Annotated in this window: 16 protein-coding genes and 1 pseudogene; 4 read left to right on the top strand and 13 right to left on the bottom strand. The window is 71.6% G+C overall.

What is annotated here, in order from left to right; translation table 11 throughout:
• Positions 1–48 precede the first annotated feature (48 nt).
• The 7 genes from tsaE to glmS all read right to left on the bottom strand — a co-directional run bounded on the left by tsaE (position 49) and on the right by glmS (position 7,969).
• On the bottom strand, positions 49–561 hold the full coding sequence (gene tsaE / locus AB0G52_RS30340; RefSeq protein ID WP_132893050.1) for a tRNA (adenosine(37)-N6)-threonylcarbamoyltransferase complex ATPase subunit type 1 TsaE: 513 nt from the start codon (positions 559–561) through the stop codon (positions 49–51).
• Complete coding sequence (locus AB0G52_RS30335; protein ID WP_132893052.1) at positions 527–1,780, bottom strand: alpha/beta hydrolase; 1,254 nt, start codon at positions 1,778–1,780, stop codon at positions 527–529. Before AB0G52_RS30335 ends, tsaE begins: the two co-directional genes overlap by 35 nt.
• A 123-nt stretch (positions 1,781–1,903) precedes the next feature.
• On the bottom strand, positions 1,904–3,118 hold the full coding sequence (gene alr / locus AB0G52_RS30330; protein ID WP_361340552.1) for an alanine racemase: 1,215 nt from the start codon (positions 3,116–3,118) through the stop codon (positions 1,904–1,906).
• Positions 3,119–3,187: 69 nt separating this feature from the next.
• On the bottom strand, positions 3,188–4,081 hold the full coding sequence (locus AB0G52_RS30325; RefSeq protein WP_361340549.1) for a L,D-transpeptidase: 894 nt from the start codon (positions 4,079–4,081) through the stop codon (positions 3,188–3,190).
• 122 nt (positions 4,082–4,203) lie between these two features.
• A complete protein-coding gene (locus AB0G52_RS30320; protein WP_361340546.1) occupies positions 4,204–5,640 on the bottom strand; it encodes an NAD(P)H-hydrate dehydratase in 1,437 nt (478 codons plus the stop codon).
• A 93-nt stretch (positions 5,641–5,733) separates the two neighbouring features.
• Entirely contained in the window at positions 5,734–6,105 is a 372-nt protein-coding gene (locus AB0G52_RS30315) for a holo-ACP synthase (RefSeq protein ID WP_361340543.1), read from the bottom strand.
• A 16-nt stretch (positions 6,106–6,121) separates the two neighbouring features.
• On the bottom strand, positions 6,122–7,969 hold the full coding sequence (gene glmS / locus AB0G52_RS30310; RefSeq protein ID WP_361340540.1) for a glutamine--fructose-6-phosphate transaminase (isomerizing): 1,848 nt from the start codon (positions 7,967–7,969) through the stop codon (positions 6,122–6,124).
• 141 nt (positions 7,970–8,110) lie between these two features.
• On the opposite strand from glmS, the gene AB0G52_RS30305 reads away from it, so the two are divergent.
• The 3 genes from AB0G52_RS30305 to AB0G52_RS30295 all read left to right on the top strand — a co-directional run bounded on the left by AB0G52_RS30305 (position 8,111) and on the right by AB0G52_RS30295 (position 10,514).
• Positions 8,111–8,485: a hypothetical protein gene (locus tag AB0G52_RS30305; RefSeq protein ID WP_361340537.1), complete on the top strand. Its 375-nt coding sequence runs from the start codon at positions 8,111–8,113 to the stop codon at positions 8,483–8,485.
• 66 nt (positions 8,486–8,551) lie between these two features.
• A complete protein-coding gene (gene coaA / locus AB0G52_RS30300) occupies positions 8,552–9,520 on the top strand; it encodes a type I pantothenate kinase (protein ID WP_165939532.1) in 969 nt (322 codons plus the stop codon).
• 25 nt (positions 9,521–9,545) lie between these two features.
• A complete protein-coding gene (locus tag AB0G52_RS30295; protein WP_132893066.1) occupies positions 9,546–10,514 on the top strand; it encodes a DUF389 domain-containing protein in 969 nt (322 codons plus the stop codon).
• Here the strand turns inward: AB0G52_RS30295 and glmM are convergent.
• From glmM to rplM, 3 genes are all read right to left on the bottom strand, one after another.
• Positions 10,511–11,869, bottom strand: a complete 1,359-nt coding sequence (gene glmM / locus AB0G52_RS30290) for a phosphoglucosamine mutase (RefSeq protein WP_132893068.1) — start codon at positions 11,867–11,869, stop codon at positions 10,511–10,513. The genes AB0G52_RS30295 and glmM overlap by 4 nt on opposite strands.
• Before the next feature lie 179 nt (positions 11,870–12,048).
• Complete coding sequence (gene rpsI / locus AB0G52_RS30285) at positions 12,049–12,561, bottom strand: 30S ribosomal protein S9 (RefSeq protein ID WP_132893070.1); 513 nt, start codon at positions 12,559–12,561, stop codon at positions 12,049–12,051.
• Positions 12,562–12,603: 42 nt separating this feature from the next.
• Positions 12,604–13,047, bottom strand: coding sequence for a 50S ribosomal protein L13 (gene rplM, locus AB0G52_RS30280; RefSeq protein ID WP_132893072.1), 444 nt, complete (start codon positions 13,045–13,047; stop codon positions 12,604–12,606).
• A gap of 347 nt (positions 13,048–13,394) precedes the next feature.
• Between rplM and AB0G52_RS30275 the strand changes: the two genes are divergently transcribed.
• Positions 13,395–14,273 (top strand): hypothetical protein, encoded by an 879-nt coding sequence (locus tag AB0G52_RS30275; RefSeq protein WP_132893074.1) that lies wholly within the window; start codon positions 13,395–13,397, stop codon positions 14,271–14,273.
• A gap of 10 nt (positions 14,274–14,283) precedes the next feature.
• Here the strand turns inward: AB0G52_RS30275 and truA are convergent, their stop codons facing one another.
• The 3 genes and pseudogenes from truA to AB0G52_RS30260 all read right to left on the bottom strand — a co-directional run.
• Positions 14,284–15,141, bottom strand: coding sequence for a tRNA pseudouridine(38-40) synthase TruA (gene truA / locus AB0G52_RS30270; RefSeq protein ID WP_132893076.1), 858 nt, complete (start codon positions 15,139–15,141; stop codon positions 14,284–14,286).
• Between the two features lie 127 nt (positions 15,142–15,268).
• Positions 15,269–15,772 (bottom strand): 50S ribosomal protein L17, encoded by a 504-nt coding sequence (gene rplQ, locus AB0G52_RS30265; protein ID WP_132893077.1) that lies wholly within the window; start codon positions 15,770–15,772, stop codon positions 15,269–15,271.
• A gap of 96 nt (positions 15,773–15,868) precedes the next feature.
• Positions 15,869–15,998: pseudogene (locus AB0G52_RS30260) on the bottom strand (DNA-directed RNA polymerase subunit alpha); the annotation flags it as partial.

Raw genomic sequence — 15,998 nt, 5'->3', positions numbered from 1 at the left:
CCCGGCGCAACATTTTCCCGACGCCTTGTCGGAACGTTCACACGGTCCTCAGGCGGACAGCGCGCCCAGCTCCACCGCGGCCCACCGCTCCCCTAGCCCCGTCAGGGTGACGTGCCGGACCTCGTCCGTGGTGTCACCGACGGCCCGGTGGATGCCCACGACGAGCCGGTCCTCGGTCAGCTCCTCGACCTTGCCCTCGCCCCACTCCACGACGATCACGGACTCGGGCAGCGAGACGTCGAGGTCGAGGTCCTCCATCTCGTCGAGCCCGCCGCCGAGGCGGTACGCGTCGACGTGGACGAGCGGCGGCCCGTCGCCGAGGGAAGGGTGGACGCGGGCGATGACGAAGGTCGGCGAGGTGACGGCGCCGCGCACCCCGAGCCCCTCGCCCAGGCCGCGCGTCAGCGTCGTCTTGCCGGCGCCGAGCTCCCCGCTGAGCATCACGAGGTCACCGGCGCGCAGCAGCTTGGCCAGTCGGCGGCCCAGCTCCCGCATCTGCTCGGGGGAGGTGATGATCAGCTCGGTCTCAGCCGGGTCGTGCCGTGCTGCTGGTGCTTCCATAGCCACTTACCGTAGCCCCTGCCGGCACCGCGCCCGCGCGGGTGAGGAGGTCGGCGAGCCGGTCGGTGACCACTTCCGGGTGCTCCAGCATGACCAGGTGACCGGCGTCCGGGACGAGCACCAGTTCGGCGTCGGGCAGCAGGTCGGCGATGACCTCGCTGTGCTCGCTGGGCGTGACCAGGTCCTGCACCCCGGCCAGCACCAGCACCGGCAGCTTCTGGAAGTGGGCGAGCGCGGCGGTCTTGTCGTGGTCGGTGAAGGCCGGGTAGAACTCGGCGACCACGTCGATCGGGGTGGACTCGATCATCCGTTCGGCGAACCGCTCGACGGCCGGGTCGATGTCCCGGCCCGCGAACGAGTACCGCTTGATGATCCCGGCGAACAGGTCGGCGGTGATCTGCCGCCCCTTCTCCACCAGCGCGGCCTGGGTGCCCAGCGCCTTCAGCACTCCGGGCAGCACCCGGCGCACCGCGTTGACGCCGGCGACCGGCAGCCCGAAGTTGACCTCGCCGAGCCGCCCGGACGAGGTGCCGACGAAGGCGGTGGCGACGACCCGCTCCCGGATCAGCTCCGGGTACTGCGCGGCCAGCGCCATCACGGTCATGCCGCCCATGGAGTGACCGACCAGCACGATCGGCCCCTCCGGGACGGCCGCGTCGAGGACGGCCTTGAGGTCCCGGCCCAGCTGGTCGATGGTGACCGCCGCGCCGTCCTCGTGCTGGGCGACGCCCCGTCCGGAGCGGCCGTGGCTGCGCTGGTCCCAGTGCACGGTGCGGACGACGCCGCGCAGGGCCGCGCGCTGGAAGTGCCAGGAGTCCTGGTTGAGGCAGTAGCCGTGGCTGAAGACGACGGTGACGGGTGCGGGCGCCTTGCGGCCGAAGAGCCGGCGGCGGCGCGGGGAGACGGCGGTGCCGGTGTCGGGTTCGGTCTCGTCGACCTCGTAGTACAGCTCGGTGCCGTCGTCGGCGGACGCCTTGCCCGGGGTGCCGCGCAGGGTGCCGTAGGGTCCCGCGGAGTCCAGGGCCAGCCGGGCCTTGCGGCGCATCCCGCGGCCCACCGTCATCCGTTCCAGGGCGACCCCGGCCGCCGCCCCGGCGGCGAGTACGCCTATGGCGGCCCCGGCGATACCGGTCACCTTGCGCCAGCTGGCGTCCACCCCCGTGGCGGAGACGACGGCCGCCGCGGCGTCCGCTACGGCCTCCGCACTGCTCTCGCTCACGTACCGCTCCTCTTCGCCGTACTGCAGTTCGCCGGTTCGGCGGTTCGGGTGACGCCGACGACATGACTCATGCTGCTGCTACAGGTGTAACCGGGTTGCGGCGGCGCCGAACCAAGGAGAAGGTCAGTCGCCGTCCCTTGGTTCCTGCCCATTCGCTTCCTCGTTCACATAGACGCGAGGAACCCGGGTTCCGATGCGCGTGACGATTTCGTAGGCGATGGTGCCGGCGGCCTGGGCCCAGTCCTCGGCGGTGGGCTCGCCGCGGTCGCCCGGCCCGAACAGCACGGCCTCGGAACCGGTTTCGGGCTCGTCGCCGCCGAGGTCGACGACGAACTGGTCCATGGCGACGCGTCCGGCGACCGTCCGCCACTTGCCGCCGACCAGCACGGGTCCGCTGCCGGAGGCGTGCCGCGGGACGCCGTCCGCGTAGCCGACGGGGACCAGCCCGAGGGTGGTCTCGCCGGGCGTGACGTACTGGCGTCCGTAGCTGACGCCGTGTCCGCCCGGGACGTGCTTCACCAGGGCGAGGGAGGCGGCCAGGGTCATCACCGGGCGCAGGCCGAAGTCGGCCGCGCTGCCCAGCTCGGGGCTGGGCGACAGGCCGTACAGCGCGATGCCGGTGCGGACGAGGTCGAAGTGGGACGCGGGGAGGGTGAGGGTGGCCGGCGAGTTGGCGATGTGCCGCACCTCGGGGCGCACGCCCTGCTCCTCGGCGTACGCGAGCAGTTCACGGAAGAGGGTGAGCTGGGCGGCGGTGGCGGGATGGCCGGGCTCGTCGGCGCAGGCGAAGTGCGACCAGAGTCCCGTGATCCGGACCCGGCCCGCCGCCTCGGCCCGCAGCGCCTCGCCGACCAGCTCGGGCCAGTCGGCGGGCTGGCAGCCGTTGCGCCCGAGCCCGGTGTCCGCCTTGAGCTGCACACGCGCGGGGCGGCCGGCCAGCCGCGCCGCCTCGACGACCTCGCGCAGCGCCCACAGGTCGCTCACCGACACGTCCAGGTCCGCCTCGACGGCCTCGCGCCAGGGCCCGCCCGGCGTCCACAGCCAGCACATGATCCGCACGTCCGCCGGCAGCCCCGCGTCCGCGCGCAGTGCCAGGGCCTCCTCCGGAGTGGCCGTACCCAGCCAGGCCGCGCCCGCCTCGACGGCGGCCCGGGCACACCGGAGGGCGCCGTGGCCGTACGCGTCGGACTTCACCACGGCCATCAGGGCGGCGCCCGGCGCGAGGGCGCGCAGGGTCCGCACGTTGGCCCGCAGGGCGGCCAGGTCGATCTCGGCGCGGGCGCGCAGGGGCGCGGTCGGCGCAGTCCGCGCAGTCGGTGCAGTCGGTGTGTCACTCATCGCGCCCCCAGTGTCTCAGAGGCCCCGGCCGGCCCCCCGGCGCAGGCCCTCGTACGAGGTCCGGACAGCTCAGGTACCCGTCCGGTGCCCCCACACGTACACCTTGTCCCCCTTTTTCAGCACGTCCCACAGCTTCCTGGCGTCGCCGAGCTTCAGGTTCACGCAGCCCCAGGAGCCGACGGTGGTGTAGATGGAGCCGTACACGGCGTGGAAGGCCTGCCCGCCGTCGAAGAACTGGGCATACGGCATGGGCGAGTTGTACAGGGTCGACCAGTGGTTCTTGTGCCGCCAGTACACGGCGTGCCAGCCGGCCCTGGTCGCGTAGCCCTTGCGTCCGCTGCGCATCTGCACCGGCCCGTAGATCACCTTGCTGCCCTTCTGCACCCAGGTGACCTGCCGGTTGAGATCCACGCAGGCGACCCGGTACGACCGCACGGGGCAGTTCTTCGCGGCGTTCGGGTTCTTCCGCGCCGACAGCAGCATCATCTGGTACCAGGTCACCGGTCCCGCGAACCCGATCGCCGGCTTGACCCCGTACCGCTTCTGGAACGTCCGGATGGCCTTGCAGTCGGCCGCGGACTGCCTGCCGTCCGCCTTCAGCCCCAGCCACTGCTCGATCTGCCTCTGGTACGGGCCGGTGAGCTTGGAGCAGCTCACCTTGGAGACGGCGTCGCTGAGCGGCACGTACTCGACGAGGTCGTACGTCCCCGGTGGCGCCGCCTTCGGCTCGACGGCGTCCTCCTGGGCACCGGGCGTGTACACCTTCGGCGGCAGCACCTGGTCGGGGGTGTCGAGTGTCCAGGGCAGGCCGGGGCCGGGCGCGACCCCCGGCACCAGTTCCGACTCGGGAACGACGGCCGGCGGCTTGGGGGCACCGGTGCCGGCGGCGGCGCTCCCGGCCCCGAGACAGAGCACGGCCAGAGCGACGACGAGAACTCCGGCACTTCCCCGCCGTCTACGCATGATTCGTCCACTAATCATGCGATCAGACAACCCCGCCCCCGTGGCGATTCCAGGAAGCCGCGCGGCGAGGTCACCCGAGGGATGCAGACGCCCTGGGCCGCAGCGCCCCCTTCAGCGGCCCCTCACCCCGTCGGGAAAACACCCCGCCACGCCGACGGCAACTCCGCGGCGACCTCGTGCGCGACCACCGGCGCCCCCCGCGCGGCGAACCTCCCCGCGAGCCCGTGCAGATACGCCGCCACACTCCCCGCGTCCCGCCCGTCCAACCCCGCCGCGAGCAACGACCCTCCGAGCCCCGACAGCACGTCCCCGCTCCCGGCGGTGGCCAGCCACGGCGTCCCCGTCGCGTTGACCCGGACCGCTCCTCCCCCGGCCGCCGCCACCAACGTCGTCGACCCCTTCAGCAGCACCGTCGCCCGGTACGCCGCCGCCAGTTCCCGCACCGCCGCGAGCCGGCCGGCCTCGACCTCCTCCCGCCGTACCCCGAGCAGAGCGGCCGCCTCCCCGGCGTGCGGCGTCATCAGCGTGGGTGCCGTACGGCCGCGCACCGCGTCCCGGTCGGCGAGCCGCAGCCCGTCCGCGTCGAGCAGCACCGGCACCTCCTCCTCCAGCACCTCGGCGACCACCCGGGCGTCGTCACCGGCGCCCGGCCCGACCACCCACGCCTGCACCCGGCCGGCCTTGCGCGGCCCCCCGTCCGAGACCAGCGTCTCGGGAAAGCGCGCCAGCACCTCGTCCTTGGCGGGCCCGGCGTACCGTACGGCCCCGGCGCCGCCCCGCAGCGCACCCGCGACGGCGAGCACGGCCGCGCCCGGATAGCGCGCCGACCCGGCGGCGATGCCGACCACTCCCCGCCGGTACTTGTCGCTCTCCGCCGACGGCGCCGGCAGCAGCCGCGCCACGTCGACGTCCTGCAACGCCTCCAGCTCGGCCTCCTCGGGCAGTTCGAGCCCGATGTCGACCAGCCGTACCGAACCGGCGTACGCCCGCGCGGGATCGACCAGCAGCCCCGGCTTGTGCGTCCCGAAGGTGACGGTGAGGTCGGCCCGTACGGCCGCCCCGCGCACCTCGCCGCTGTCCGCCTCGACCCCGCTCGGCAGGTCCACGGCGACCACGGCGGCCCGCGACCGCTCCACCACGGCCACCAGCGCGGCCGCGTCCGGGCGCAGCCCGCCCTTCCCGCCGATGCCCACGATCCCGTCGACGACGAGATCGGCCCGCAGGATCGCCGCGTCGGCACGCCCGGGGTCCGCCACCCTGCCGCCGGCCCGGCGCAGCGCCGCCAGCCCGTCCGCGTGCGCGCGCTCCGGCGTGAGCAGCACGGCCGTGACGCCCGCGCCCCTGCGGGCCAGCCGCGCCCCCGCGTACAGCGCGTCCCCGCCGTTGTCCCCGCTGCCGACGAGCAGCACCACCCGGCTGCCGTACACCCGTCCGAGCAACTCGGCGCAGGCGGCGGCCAGCCCGGCGGCCGCCCGCTGCATCAGCGCCCCTTCCGGCAGCCGCGCCATCAACTCCCGCTCGGCCGCCCGTACCGTCTCCACGCTGTAAGCAGTCCGCATGCCCCGAGTCTCTCCCGTAACCCCCGGACCACGCATCCGCCGCCGCTCGGACGTCACACCCGGAGCACTCCCGGGGCACTCCCAGGGGTCGGGTCACCCCTCGGCGATCACCACCGCCGAGGCCACCCCGGCGTCGTGACTGAGCGACACATGCCACGACCGGACGCCGAGTTCCGCCGCGCAGGAGGCCACGCTGCCCCGTACCCGCAGCCGTGGCCGCCCGCTGTCCTCGACGACGACCTCCACGTCCGTCCAGAGCAGCCCCGGCGGCGCACCCAGCGCCTTGGCCAGGGCCTCCTTCGCCGCGAACCGCGCCGCGAGCGAGGCGGCGCCGCGCCGCTCCCCGCTCGCCAGATACAACTCCCGCTCCACGAACAACCGCCCGGCCAGCCCGGGAGTACGCTCCAGCGACTCCCGGAACCGGTCGATCTCGGCGACGTCGATCCCGACCCCGATGATGCTCATGACGGGCAGCCTACGGTCACTCCACGGTCACGGACTTCGCCAGGTTGCGCGGCTGGTCCACCTCGTTGCCGCGGGCGGTGGCCAGTTCGCAGGCGAAGACCTGGAGCGGGACCGTGGCCACCAGCGGCTGGAGGAGGGTCGGGGTGGCCGGGATGCTGATCAGGTGGTCGGCGTACAGCACGACCGCCTCGTCGCCCTCCTCCGCGATCACGATGGTCCGCGCACCGCGCGCCCTGATCTCCTGGATGTTGGACACGATCTTGTCGTGCAGCACCGAACGGCCGCGCGGCGAGGGCACGACCACGACCACCGGCAGGTCCTCCTCGATCAGCGCGATCGGCCCGTGCTTCAACTCGCCCGCCGCGAAGCCCTCGGCGTGCATGTACGCCAGTTCCTTGAGCTTCAGGGCGCCTTCCAGGGCCACCGGGTAGCCGACGTGCCGGCCGAGGAACAGCACCGTCTTCTTGTCCGCCAGCGACCGCGCCAGCGCCCGCACCGGCTCCATGGTCTCCAGGACCCGTTCGACCTCGCCGGAGATCTGCGAGAGGTCCCGGATCACCGCGCCGATCTCGTCGCCCCACTTGGTGCCCCGCACCTGGCCGAGGTAGAGGGCGACCAGGTAGCAGGCGACCAACTGGGTGAGGAACGCCTTGGTCGAGGCGACCGCGACCTCCGGGCCGGCGTGGGTGTACAGCACCGCGTCCGACTCACGGGGGATCGTCGAGCCGTTGGTGTTGCAGATGGCGAGCACCTTCGAGCCCTGTTCCCGCGCGTGCCGCAGCGCCATCAGGGTGTCCATGGTCTCGCCGGACTGCGAGATGGCGATGACCAGCGAACGCGAGTCCAGGATCGGGTCCCGGTAGCGGAACTCGCTGGCCAGCTCCACCTCGCACGGGATGCGGGTCCAGTGCTCGATGGCGTACTTGGCGATCAGTCCGGCGTGGAAGGCCGTACCGCAGGCGACGATGACGACCTTGTCGACCTCGCGCAGCTCCGCCGCGCCGATCCGGACCTCGTCGAGGGTCAGCGAGCCGTTCGTGTCGATACGGCCCAGGAGGGTGTCCGCGACCGCCTTGGGCTGCTCGGCGATCTCCTTGAGCATGAAGTAGTCGTAGCCCCCCTTCTCCGCCGCCGACGCGTCCCAGTCGACGTGGTACGAACGGACGTCCGCCGGGGCGCCGTCGAAGCCCGTCACCGTCACGCCGTCCCGGCGCAGCTCCACCACCTGGTCCTGGCCCAGCTCGATCGCCGACCGCGTGTGGGCGATGAACGCGGCGACGTCCGAGGCGAGGAACGCCTCGCCCTCCCCCACGCCCACCACCAGGGGGGAGTTCCGGCGGGCGCCCACGACCACGTCCGGCTCGTCGGCGTGCACCGCGACCAGGGTGAACGCGCCCTCCAGACGGCGGCACACCAGCCGCATCGCCTCCGCGAGATCGGCGGTGCCGGAGAACTCCTCGGCGAGCAGGTGCGCCACGACCTCGGTGTCCGTCTCGGACGCCAGGTCGTGCCCGCGCTCCGCCAACTCGGCGCGCAGCGCGGCGAAGTTCTCGATGATCCCGTTGTGGACGACGGCGACCCGGCCGGCGTTGTCGAGGTGCGGATGCGCGTTGGCGTCCGTCGGGCCGCCGTGCGTGGCCCAGCGGGTGTGCCCGACGCCGGTGGACCCGGTCGGCAACGGCCGCTCCGTCAGCTCCTTCTCCAGGTTGACCAGCTTCCCGGCCTTCTTCGCCGAGGCCAGCCCGCCGTCCGCCAGCACGGCGACACCGGCCGAGTCGTACCCGCGGTACTCCAGCCGCTTCAGCCCGGCCACCACGACATCGAGCGCCGACTGCGCCCCCACGTATCCCACGATTCCGCACATGAGCGGCAGCCTAAGTGCGGATCCGGGCCCGAACACGGCTCAGCGTGCCCGAAATCAGAAATCACGTCGCGGACCGGAGCCGGTCGTGCCACTCTCCGAGCACCCCTCGCCTGTCGGCCACCGGACCATGAAAGGGAAGCGATGACGAAGCTCGTGTCACTGCCCTGCGGGGCATCGGAGGAGGAGGATCTCGCCTGGTTCGCCACGTCCGCGCTCTTCGAGGACGTGGCCGCTTTCATCCTCCGGCACGTGACGGACGACCAGGCGAGGCGTGCGGTCACCGCGGGTGTCGCGTCGGGCTATGTGTTCGTCGGGTCGCTTCCCGAGCCCGACCGGACGAACGTCCTCACCGCGTTGCGCGACACGTTCGCCCAGCACGTCGATGCCGAGATCTATCCACCGCGGGTCACGGCCAGGATGGACAACCCGGACATCTTCGTCACGCGCGCCAAGTCCCTCGGGCACCTGGCAGCCGAGAGCCTCGCCTCCCGCGGTCGCGGCCGCAGCCCCACGTGACGGACCCCACCCGCCGTCCCGTTCAGACTCCGTTAACAATGGAATGTGATCTCTCCGGTCTCCCCGATGCCCCGGAGCGCCCACCGGCACAGGCCGGAGGCGACTCCCTACGTCGACCTCACCCGCGCCGAGTGGAGCGCGCTGCGTGACAAGACGCCCCTGCCGCTGACCGCCGAGGAGGTCGAGAAGCTGCGCGGGCTCGGTGACGTCATCGACCTCGACGAGGTGCGGGACGTCTACCTGCCGCTGTCCCGGCTGCTCAACCTGTACGTCGGCGCCACGGACGGCCTGCGGAGCGCCCTGAACACCTTCCTCGGCGAACAGGGTTCGCAGTCCGGCACCCCGTTCGTGATAGGCGTGGCCGGTTCGGTCGCCGTCGGGAAGTCCACCGTCGCCCGGCTCCTGCAGGCCCTGCTCTCCCGCTGGCCCGAGCACCCGCGCGTCGAGCTGGTGACGACGGACGGGTTCCTGCTCCCGACCAGGGAGCTGGAGGCGCGCGGCCTGATGTCGCGCAAGGGCTTCCCCGAGTCGTACGACCGCCGGGCCCTGACCCGCTTCGTCGCCGACATCAAGGCCGGCAAGGACGAGGTCACCGCCCCCGTCTACTCCCACCTCATCTACGACATCGTCCCGGACCGCAGGCTCACCGTCCGGCGCCCCGACATCCTGATCGTCGAGGGCCTGAACGTCCTGCAGCCCGCGCTGCCCGGCAGCGACGGCCGCACCCGGGTCGGTCTCGCGGACTACTTCGACTTCAGCGTGTACGTCGACGCCGGCGAGGAGGACATCGAGCGCTGGTACCTCAACCGGTTCCGGAAGCTCCGGCAGACCGCCTTCCAGAACCCCGACTCGTACTTCCGCAAGTACACCCAGGTCTCCGAGGAGGAGGCCCTGGACTACGCCCGCGGTCTGTGGCGCACCATCAACAGGCCGAACCTGGTGGAGAACATCGCCCCCACCCGCGGCCGCGCCACCCTGGTGGTGCGCAAGGGCCCGGACCACAAGGTGCAGCGCCTGAGGCTGCGCAAGCTCTGACACCCGGGCCTGTTAGAAAGGCGCCATGCTGCATCTGCGCCTGATCACCCCGGCCGACCGCACCGACGACGTGGTCCGGCTGATCGAGACCACCGTCGGCACCACCCACCTCGTGGTCCTGCCGGGCGCCGCCCGCAACCCGGCGGGGGACGTCGTGATGTGCGACGTGGCCCGGGAGGCGGGCGACGAACTCATCGGCGCGCTCAGGGCGGCGGGCCTGGACGAGACCGGCTCGATCGCCGTGGAGGACATCGACCTGACGCTGTCCCGCCGGGCCGACGAGGCCGAGGCCGAGGCGCCGGGCGAGGGCGCGGACGCGGTGCTGTGGGAAGGGCTGACGGAGGCGACCCACGAGGAGTCGACGCTGTCGGTCACCTACGTCGCGTTCATCACGCTGGCCACGATGATCGCGGCCTGCGGTGTCGTCCTGGACAACGCGATCCTGATCGTGGGCGCGATGGCGGTGGGCCCGGAGTTCGGCCCGCTGGCCGGCATCTGCACGGCGGCCGTGCGACGCCACCCCCGCCTCGCCCTGCGCTCCGTGATCGCGCTGCTCGTCGGCTTCGCGGTGGCGATGCTGGTGACGGTCGGCTTCACCTACTTCATGGACGGCGCCGGCCTGTTCAGCAGGGTGCAGTTGGAGGCCGAACGCCCGAACACCAACTTCATCTACCGCCCGGACGCGTTCTCGTTCGTCGTCGCGGTCCTGGCCGGCATCGCCGGCATACTCTCGCTGACCTCGGCGAAGTCCGGCGCCCTGGTCGGCGTGGCCATCTCGGTGACGACGGTCCCGGCGGCGGCGAACGCGGCGGTGGCCTTCTCGTACAGCGAGTACCGGCAGGCGTGGGGTTCGACGGAGCAGCTGCTCCTGAACCTGCTGGGCATCGTCCTGGCGGGCACGGCGACCCTCATCGCCCAGAAGCACCTCTGGAGACAGCAACGCCGACAGCCCCAGGGGGCGCCCACGGCACCCCCTGCCCGCAGGACGAGCTAGCCGAGCGCCGACTTCACGGCGTCGGCCAGCCGGCCCGCCACCGACCGCGCCTGCTCGATGTCGGCCGCCTCCACCATCACCCGCACCAGGGGCTCGGTCCCGGAGGGGCGGAGCAGCACGCGGCCCGTCTCCCCCAGTTCCCGCTCCGCCTCGGCCACGGCCGCCGCCAGGTCCCCCGAGGTCCCCACGCGCGACCGGTCGACGTCCGGCACGTTGATCAGCACCTGGGGCAGCCGCTCCATCACCCCGGCCAGCTCCCGCAGGGACTTCCCGGTCTCCGCGACCCGCGCCGCCAGCAGCAGCCCGGTCAGCGTGCCGTCGCCGGTCGTCGCGTGGTCGAGGATGATGACGTGCCCGGACTGCTCGCCGCCGAGGGCGTACCCGTGCTCCTTCATCTCCTCCAGGACGTACCGGTCGCCGACCGCGGTCTGCACGAGGTGCAGCCCCGCCCGCTCCAGCGCCAGCTTGAACCCGAGGTTGGACATGACGGTGGCGACGACGGTGTCGGCGCGCAGCGCGTCCCGCTCCCGCATCGCGAGCGCGAGCACGGCCATGATCTGGTCGCCGTCGACCTCCTCGCCGGTGTGGTCCACGGCCAGGCACCGGTCCGCGTCGCCGTCGTGGGCGATGCCGAAGTCGGCGCCGTGCTCGACGACCGCGGCCTTCAGCGGTCCGAGGTGGGTCGAGCCGCAGCCGTCGTTGATGTTGAGACCGTCCGGCTCGGCTCCGATGGTGACGACCTCGGCACCGGCCCGGCGGAACGCCTCCGGCGAGACCCCCGCGGCCGCGCCGTGCGCTTCGTCGAGAACGATCTTCAGGCCGTCGAGCCGGTTGGGCAGGACGGACAGCAGGTGGCCGACATACTGCTCGGAACCCTCGTCGTACGACCGCACCCGGCCGACGCCCGCACCGGTCGGCCGCTCCCAGGGCTCGCCGTGCCGGTGGGACTCGTACACCGCCTCGATGCGGTCCTCCAGCTCGTCGTCGAGCTTGTGGCCGCCGCGGGCGAGGAACTTGATGCCGTTGTCCGGCATGGCGTTGTGGCTGGCGGAGAGCATGACACCGAGGTCGGCGCCGAGCGCGCCGGTCAGGAAGGCCACGGCCGGGGTCGGCAGGACGCCCACGCTCAGGACGTCGACGCCGGCACTCGCGAGGCCCGCGACCACGGCCGCCTCCAGGAACTCCCCGGACGCGCGCGGGTCCCGTCCGACGACCGCCTTCGGCCGGTGGCCCTCGAACGTTCCCGCCTCGGCCAGCACGTGCGCCGCCGCGACCGACAGGCCGAGCGCCATCTCGGCGGTCAGGTCCGCGTTGGCGACACCGCGCACGCCGTCCGTGCCGAAGAGTCGTCCCACTTGTCCTCCTGAGGAAGCGTCCTTGCTGCCAGAAAATGATGGCAGGCGCTTAGTCATGCGATCACACCAGCTGTTGAGCGTCTTGTGTCGTTATACGCCCTTGCCTGGGATAAACGAACGCCCCGGCGGCACATGTGGCGTGCCGCCGGGGCGTTCGGAGTACGTGCAGGCGACTGAGATTAACGCTTGCTGTACTGCGGGGCCTTGCGGGCCTTCTTGAGACCGGCCTTCTTGCGCTCGACCGCACGGTCGTCGCGCCGGAGGAAGCCGGCCTTCTTCAGCGGGCCGCGGTTGTTGTCGACGTCGGCCTCGTTCAGCGCGCGGGCGACACCGAGACGGAGCGCACCGGCCTGACCGGAGACACCGCCACCGGCGATGCGGGCGACGACGTCGTAACGGCCTTCGAGCTCCAGCACCTTGAAGGGCTCGTTGACTTCCTGCTGGTGCACCTTGTTCGGGAAGTAGTCCTCGAGGGTGCGACCGTTGATCTTCCACTTGCCGGTGCCCGGGATGATCCGGACGCGGGCGATGGCGTTCTTGCGACGGCCCAGGCCGGCGGCCGGCTGCGGGTCGCCGAAGCGGGACGCGAGGGACTCGGAGGTGTACTCGCCCTCGACGGGGACGTCCGACTCCGTGGTGTAGCTGTCGATGTCAAGCTCTTCGAGCGGCTGCTCGGCAGTGGTCTCGGCCACGATTCTCCTCAGATTCTCTTCAGTCTTAGGGGGTGGCCGGACTTACTGCGCGACCTGGGTGATCTCGAACGGCACCGGCTGCTGCGCAGCGTGCGGGTGCACGTCACCCTTGTAGACCTTCAGCTTCGAGAGCATCTGACGGCCCAGCGTGTTCTTGGGGAGCATGCCCTTGACGGCCTTCTCGATGGCCTTCTCGGGGTTCTTGTCGAGCAGCTCGTCGTAACGGACGGAGCGCAGACCACCCGGGTAACCGGAGTGGCGGTACGCCATCTTCTGGGTCCGCTTGTTGCCGGACAGGTGCACCTTGTCGGCGTTGATGATGATGACGAAGTCACCGGTGTCGACGTGGGGCGCGTAGATCGGCTTGTGCTTGCCGCGGAGAAGGGACGCGGCGGTGGTGGCGAGACGGCCCAGGACGACGTCCCGAGCGTCAATGACGTGCCACTGGCGAGTCACATCGCCGGGCTTGGGGCTGTACGTACGCACTTCGCAGCCTTCTTCTTCAGTGGATGGGTGCTGACACATGGCATCACTGAAGCGATCGTGCAGCTGGGGACGACAGTGCCGGGGACGCTGCCCGTATGCCGCCCACTGGTAACTGCTCCAGGGAACCTAGGTAGAGGCCGCTCCCGTGAGAATGAGCGAGCCAATACACAACGAGGAGTCAGCCTACCGGGACGCCCCCGGACGGGTCAAAACGAGCCCTCGGCGACACTCCCTGGACATCGGAGGCCCCCGGCGGTACCGGGATGCTCCCCGGTGCCCCAAAGGTCCACTATCACCGTTCGTACTGTCGCACCGGCACCCCGCTTCCCCCGTCTAAGATGCGCCCCATGAGTTATGGGCAGGGGGGACCCCAGTCCCAGTGGGATCCCTGGAAACCGCAGTCTCAGCAACCGTGGAGCAGCGGCAACGACCAGACCCCGGACTGGGCGGCGCTGGCCGAGGCCTCGGAAACGCGGAACAAGCGGCGCAGAGTGCTGTTCATCGGCGGTGGCGTGGTCGCCACGCTGGCGATCGGCACCGCCGTCGCGATGGCCGTGGTGTCCGCGAACGGCGACGACAAGGCCTCCGGCACGCCCACCAACCTGCCCGCGAGCGCCTCGCTGCCCAGCGAGTCAGCGGACTCGGTGCCGTCCTTCGCGCCGACCAGCGCGCCCCCGCCGCTGGACCCGCAGGACTTCATATCCAGCGTGCAGAAGGACACCGCACCGCTCAGCGCCGAGACCCTCTTCCCGGGCACCCAGCTGACCATGGGCGAGACGGTCTACAAGAAGGGCGCGACGGCCGACACCAAGAACTGCGCCTCGGTCGCCAAGGGCACCCTGGTCAACGTCCTCACCAAGAACAACTGCACCCGGCTGCTGCGCGTCACCTACAGCAAGGACGGCGTCGCGGTCACGGTCGGCGTGGCCGTCTTCAACACCGAGGCCCAGGCCGGCAAGGCCAAGAGCGAGGCCGACAAGAAGGGCTTCGTCAGCTCCCTCGCGGGCGCCGGCGTGCCGGCCTTCTGCAACTCCGGGGTCTGCCGTACGACCGTCAACTCCTACGGCCGCTACGCCTACTTCACCACCACCGGCTTCACCAGCGGCAAGGACGTCACCACCAAGGACACCAAGGTCTTCCGGACCGGTGACGACCTGGCGGAGTTCACCTTCCGCCAGATCCGCCGCCGCGGCGAGGCCCAGGCCTCGGCAGCGGCGAACCGGTGACCACGCGCCCCTAGCAGCACCCGGCGGACGGCAGCGAGCGCTTGTTGCGCGCCTCCTTGTTGCGCGCGGCGAGGAGCTCGTCCGCCGGGTAGCCGACCTCCTCGAGGGTCAGGCCGTGCGGTCGTACGACGTGCACGGCCGAGTCCCTGACGCCGGCGGCCAGCACCTTGCCCGGCCACTCCGGGCCCCGGTGCCCGTCCCCCACGAACAGCAGCGCGCCGATCAGGGACCGCACCATGTTGTGGCAGAAGGCGTCGGCCCGCACGGTCGCCGTGACGATCCCGTCGGGCCCCCGTTCCAGGCTCAGCTCCTGGAGGGTCCTGATGGTCGTCGCTCCCTCCCGCCGCTTGCAGTACGCCGCGAAGTCGTGCTCCCCCAGCAGCCGCGCGGCCGCCTCGTTCATGGCCGCCACGTCGAGCGGCCAGTCGTGCCACAGCACGTGGTTGCGCAGCAGCGGGTCGACGCCGCCCGGGTTGTCGGTCACCCGGTACGCGTAGCGGCGCCAGACGGCCGAGAAACGGGCGTTGAAGCCCTCCGGGGCCGCCGTGAGCGACCACACCCGGACATCCTTAGGGAGCCGCCCGGCCAGCCGCTTCAGCAGCTTCTCGCCCTGCTCCTCCCACAGCGCGGCCGGCAGGTCGACGTGCGCCACCTGTCCGCGCGCGTGCACCCCGGCATCGGTCCGCCCGGCGACGGTCAGCTCGTACGTCGTCTCCTGCGACCGCGTGACGACGCGCAGCGCCTCCTCGATCTCCCCCTGCACGGTCCGCTTCCCACCGGCCTGCTTGGCCCAGCCGTGAAAGCCGGTCCCGTCGTAGGACAGGTCAAGACGGATACGCACATGGCCGGGCTGAACTTCGTCACTCACAGGAGCATCCTCTCAGGGCAAGAGAAGCGGGCCCGTCCCTGGGAAGGAACGGGCCCACTGAGGCGCCCCGTGAGGGGCGCGGGGAACTGCGCGAGCAACCAGAACGGCGCCGCAGCCAAAGGACGGCTTACGCCTCCTTCGACTCCTCGGACTCCGGCTTGGCGTCCTCGGCGACCTCGTCGGCCTTGGTCTCCTCGACCTTGGCCTCCTCGGCCTCCTTGACCGCACGCTTGGTGGCGGCCTCGGCCTCGCCGGTCGCCTGCTGCGCGACCGTCAGCGCCTCGACCAGCTCGATGACAGCCATGGGCGCGTTGTCGCCACGGCGGTTACCGATCTTGGTGATGCGGGTGTAACCACCCGGACGGTTCTCGTAGCGGGGGCCGATCTCGGTGAAGAGCGTGTGCACGATGCTCTTGTCCGTGATGACCTGGAGCACCTGACGGCGGTTGTGAAGGTCGCCCTTCTTCGCCTTGGTGACCAGACGCTCGGCGTACGGGCGCAGGCGGCGGGCCTTCGCCTCGGTGGTGGTGATGCGGCCGTGCTCGAAGAGCGACTTCGCGAGGTTCGCGAGGAGCAGCTTCTCGTGCGCGGCGCTGCCGCCCAGACGGGCACCCTTGGTGGGCTTCGGCATGGTTCTTCTCCTGTGTGTCTGCCCCGGCCGTGTCAGGTACCGGGGTCAGGAACCCGGTGAGCGGATGCCCACCGGCAACGACCGGTCAGGTACTGATCAGTACTGCTCGGTCTCCACGAAACCCGCGTCCGCGTCGTCGTCGGCGCCGAAGGCGTCGGCAGCGGCCGTGGGGTCGAATCCGGGCGGGCTGTCCTTCAGGGCCAGGCCCATGCCGGCCAGCTTCGCC

The organism is Streptomyces sp. NPDC021562, from assembly GCF_040640875.1.
GTDB lineage: Bacteria > Actinomycetota > Actinomycetes > Streptomycetales > Streptomycetaceae > Streptomyces.
This window is presented reverse-complemented; position numbering and strand designations above follow the sequence as displayed.

Coding starts and splice junctions, on each gene's coding strand:
- tsaE (WP_132893050.1), bottom strand. CDS start 561: ATGGAAGCACCAGCAGCACGGCACGACCCGGCTGAGACCGAGCTGATC.
- rplQ (WP_132893077.1), bottom strand. CDS start 15,772: ATGCCGAAGCCCACCAAGGGTGCCCGTCTGGGCGGCAGCGCCGCGCAC.
- AB0G52_RS30320 (WP_361340546.1), bottom strand. CDS start 5,640: ATGCGGACTGCTTACAGCGTGGAGACGGTACGGGCGGCCGAGCGGGAG.
- AB0G52_RS30305 (WP_361340537.1), top strand. CDS start 8,111: ATGACGAAGCTCGTGTCACTGCCCTGCGGGGCATCGGAGGAGGAGGAT.
- AB0G52_RS30275 (WP_132893074.1), top strand. CDS start 13,395: ATGAGTTATGGGCAGGGGGGACCCCAGTCCCAGTGGGATCCCTGGAAA.
- AB0G52_RS30295 (WP_132893066.1), top strand. CDS start 9,546: ATGCTGCATCTGCGCCTGATCACCCCGGCCGACCGCACCGACGACGTG.
- coaA (WP_165939532.1), top strand. CDS start 8,552: ATGCCCCGGAGCGCCCACCGGCACAGGCCGGAGGCGACTCCCTACGTC.
- alr (WP_361340552.1), bottom strand. CDS start 3,118: ATGAGTGACACACCGACTGCACCGACTGCGCGGACTGCGCCGACCGCG.
- AB0G52_RS30315 (WP_361340543.1), bottom strand. CDS start 6,105: ATGAGCATCATCGGGGTCGGGATCGACGTCGCCGAGATCGACCGGTTC.
- glmS (WP_361340540.1), bottom strand. CDS start 7,969: ATGTGCGGAATCGTGGGATACGTGGGGGCGCAGTCGGCGCTCGATGTC.
- AB0G52_RS30325 (WP_361340549.1), bottom strand. CDS start 4,081: ATGCGTAGACGGCGGGGAAGTGCCGGAGTTCTCGTCGTCGCTCTGGCC.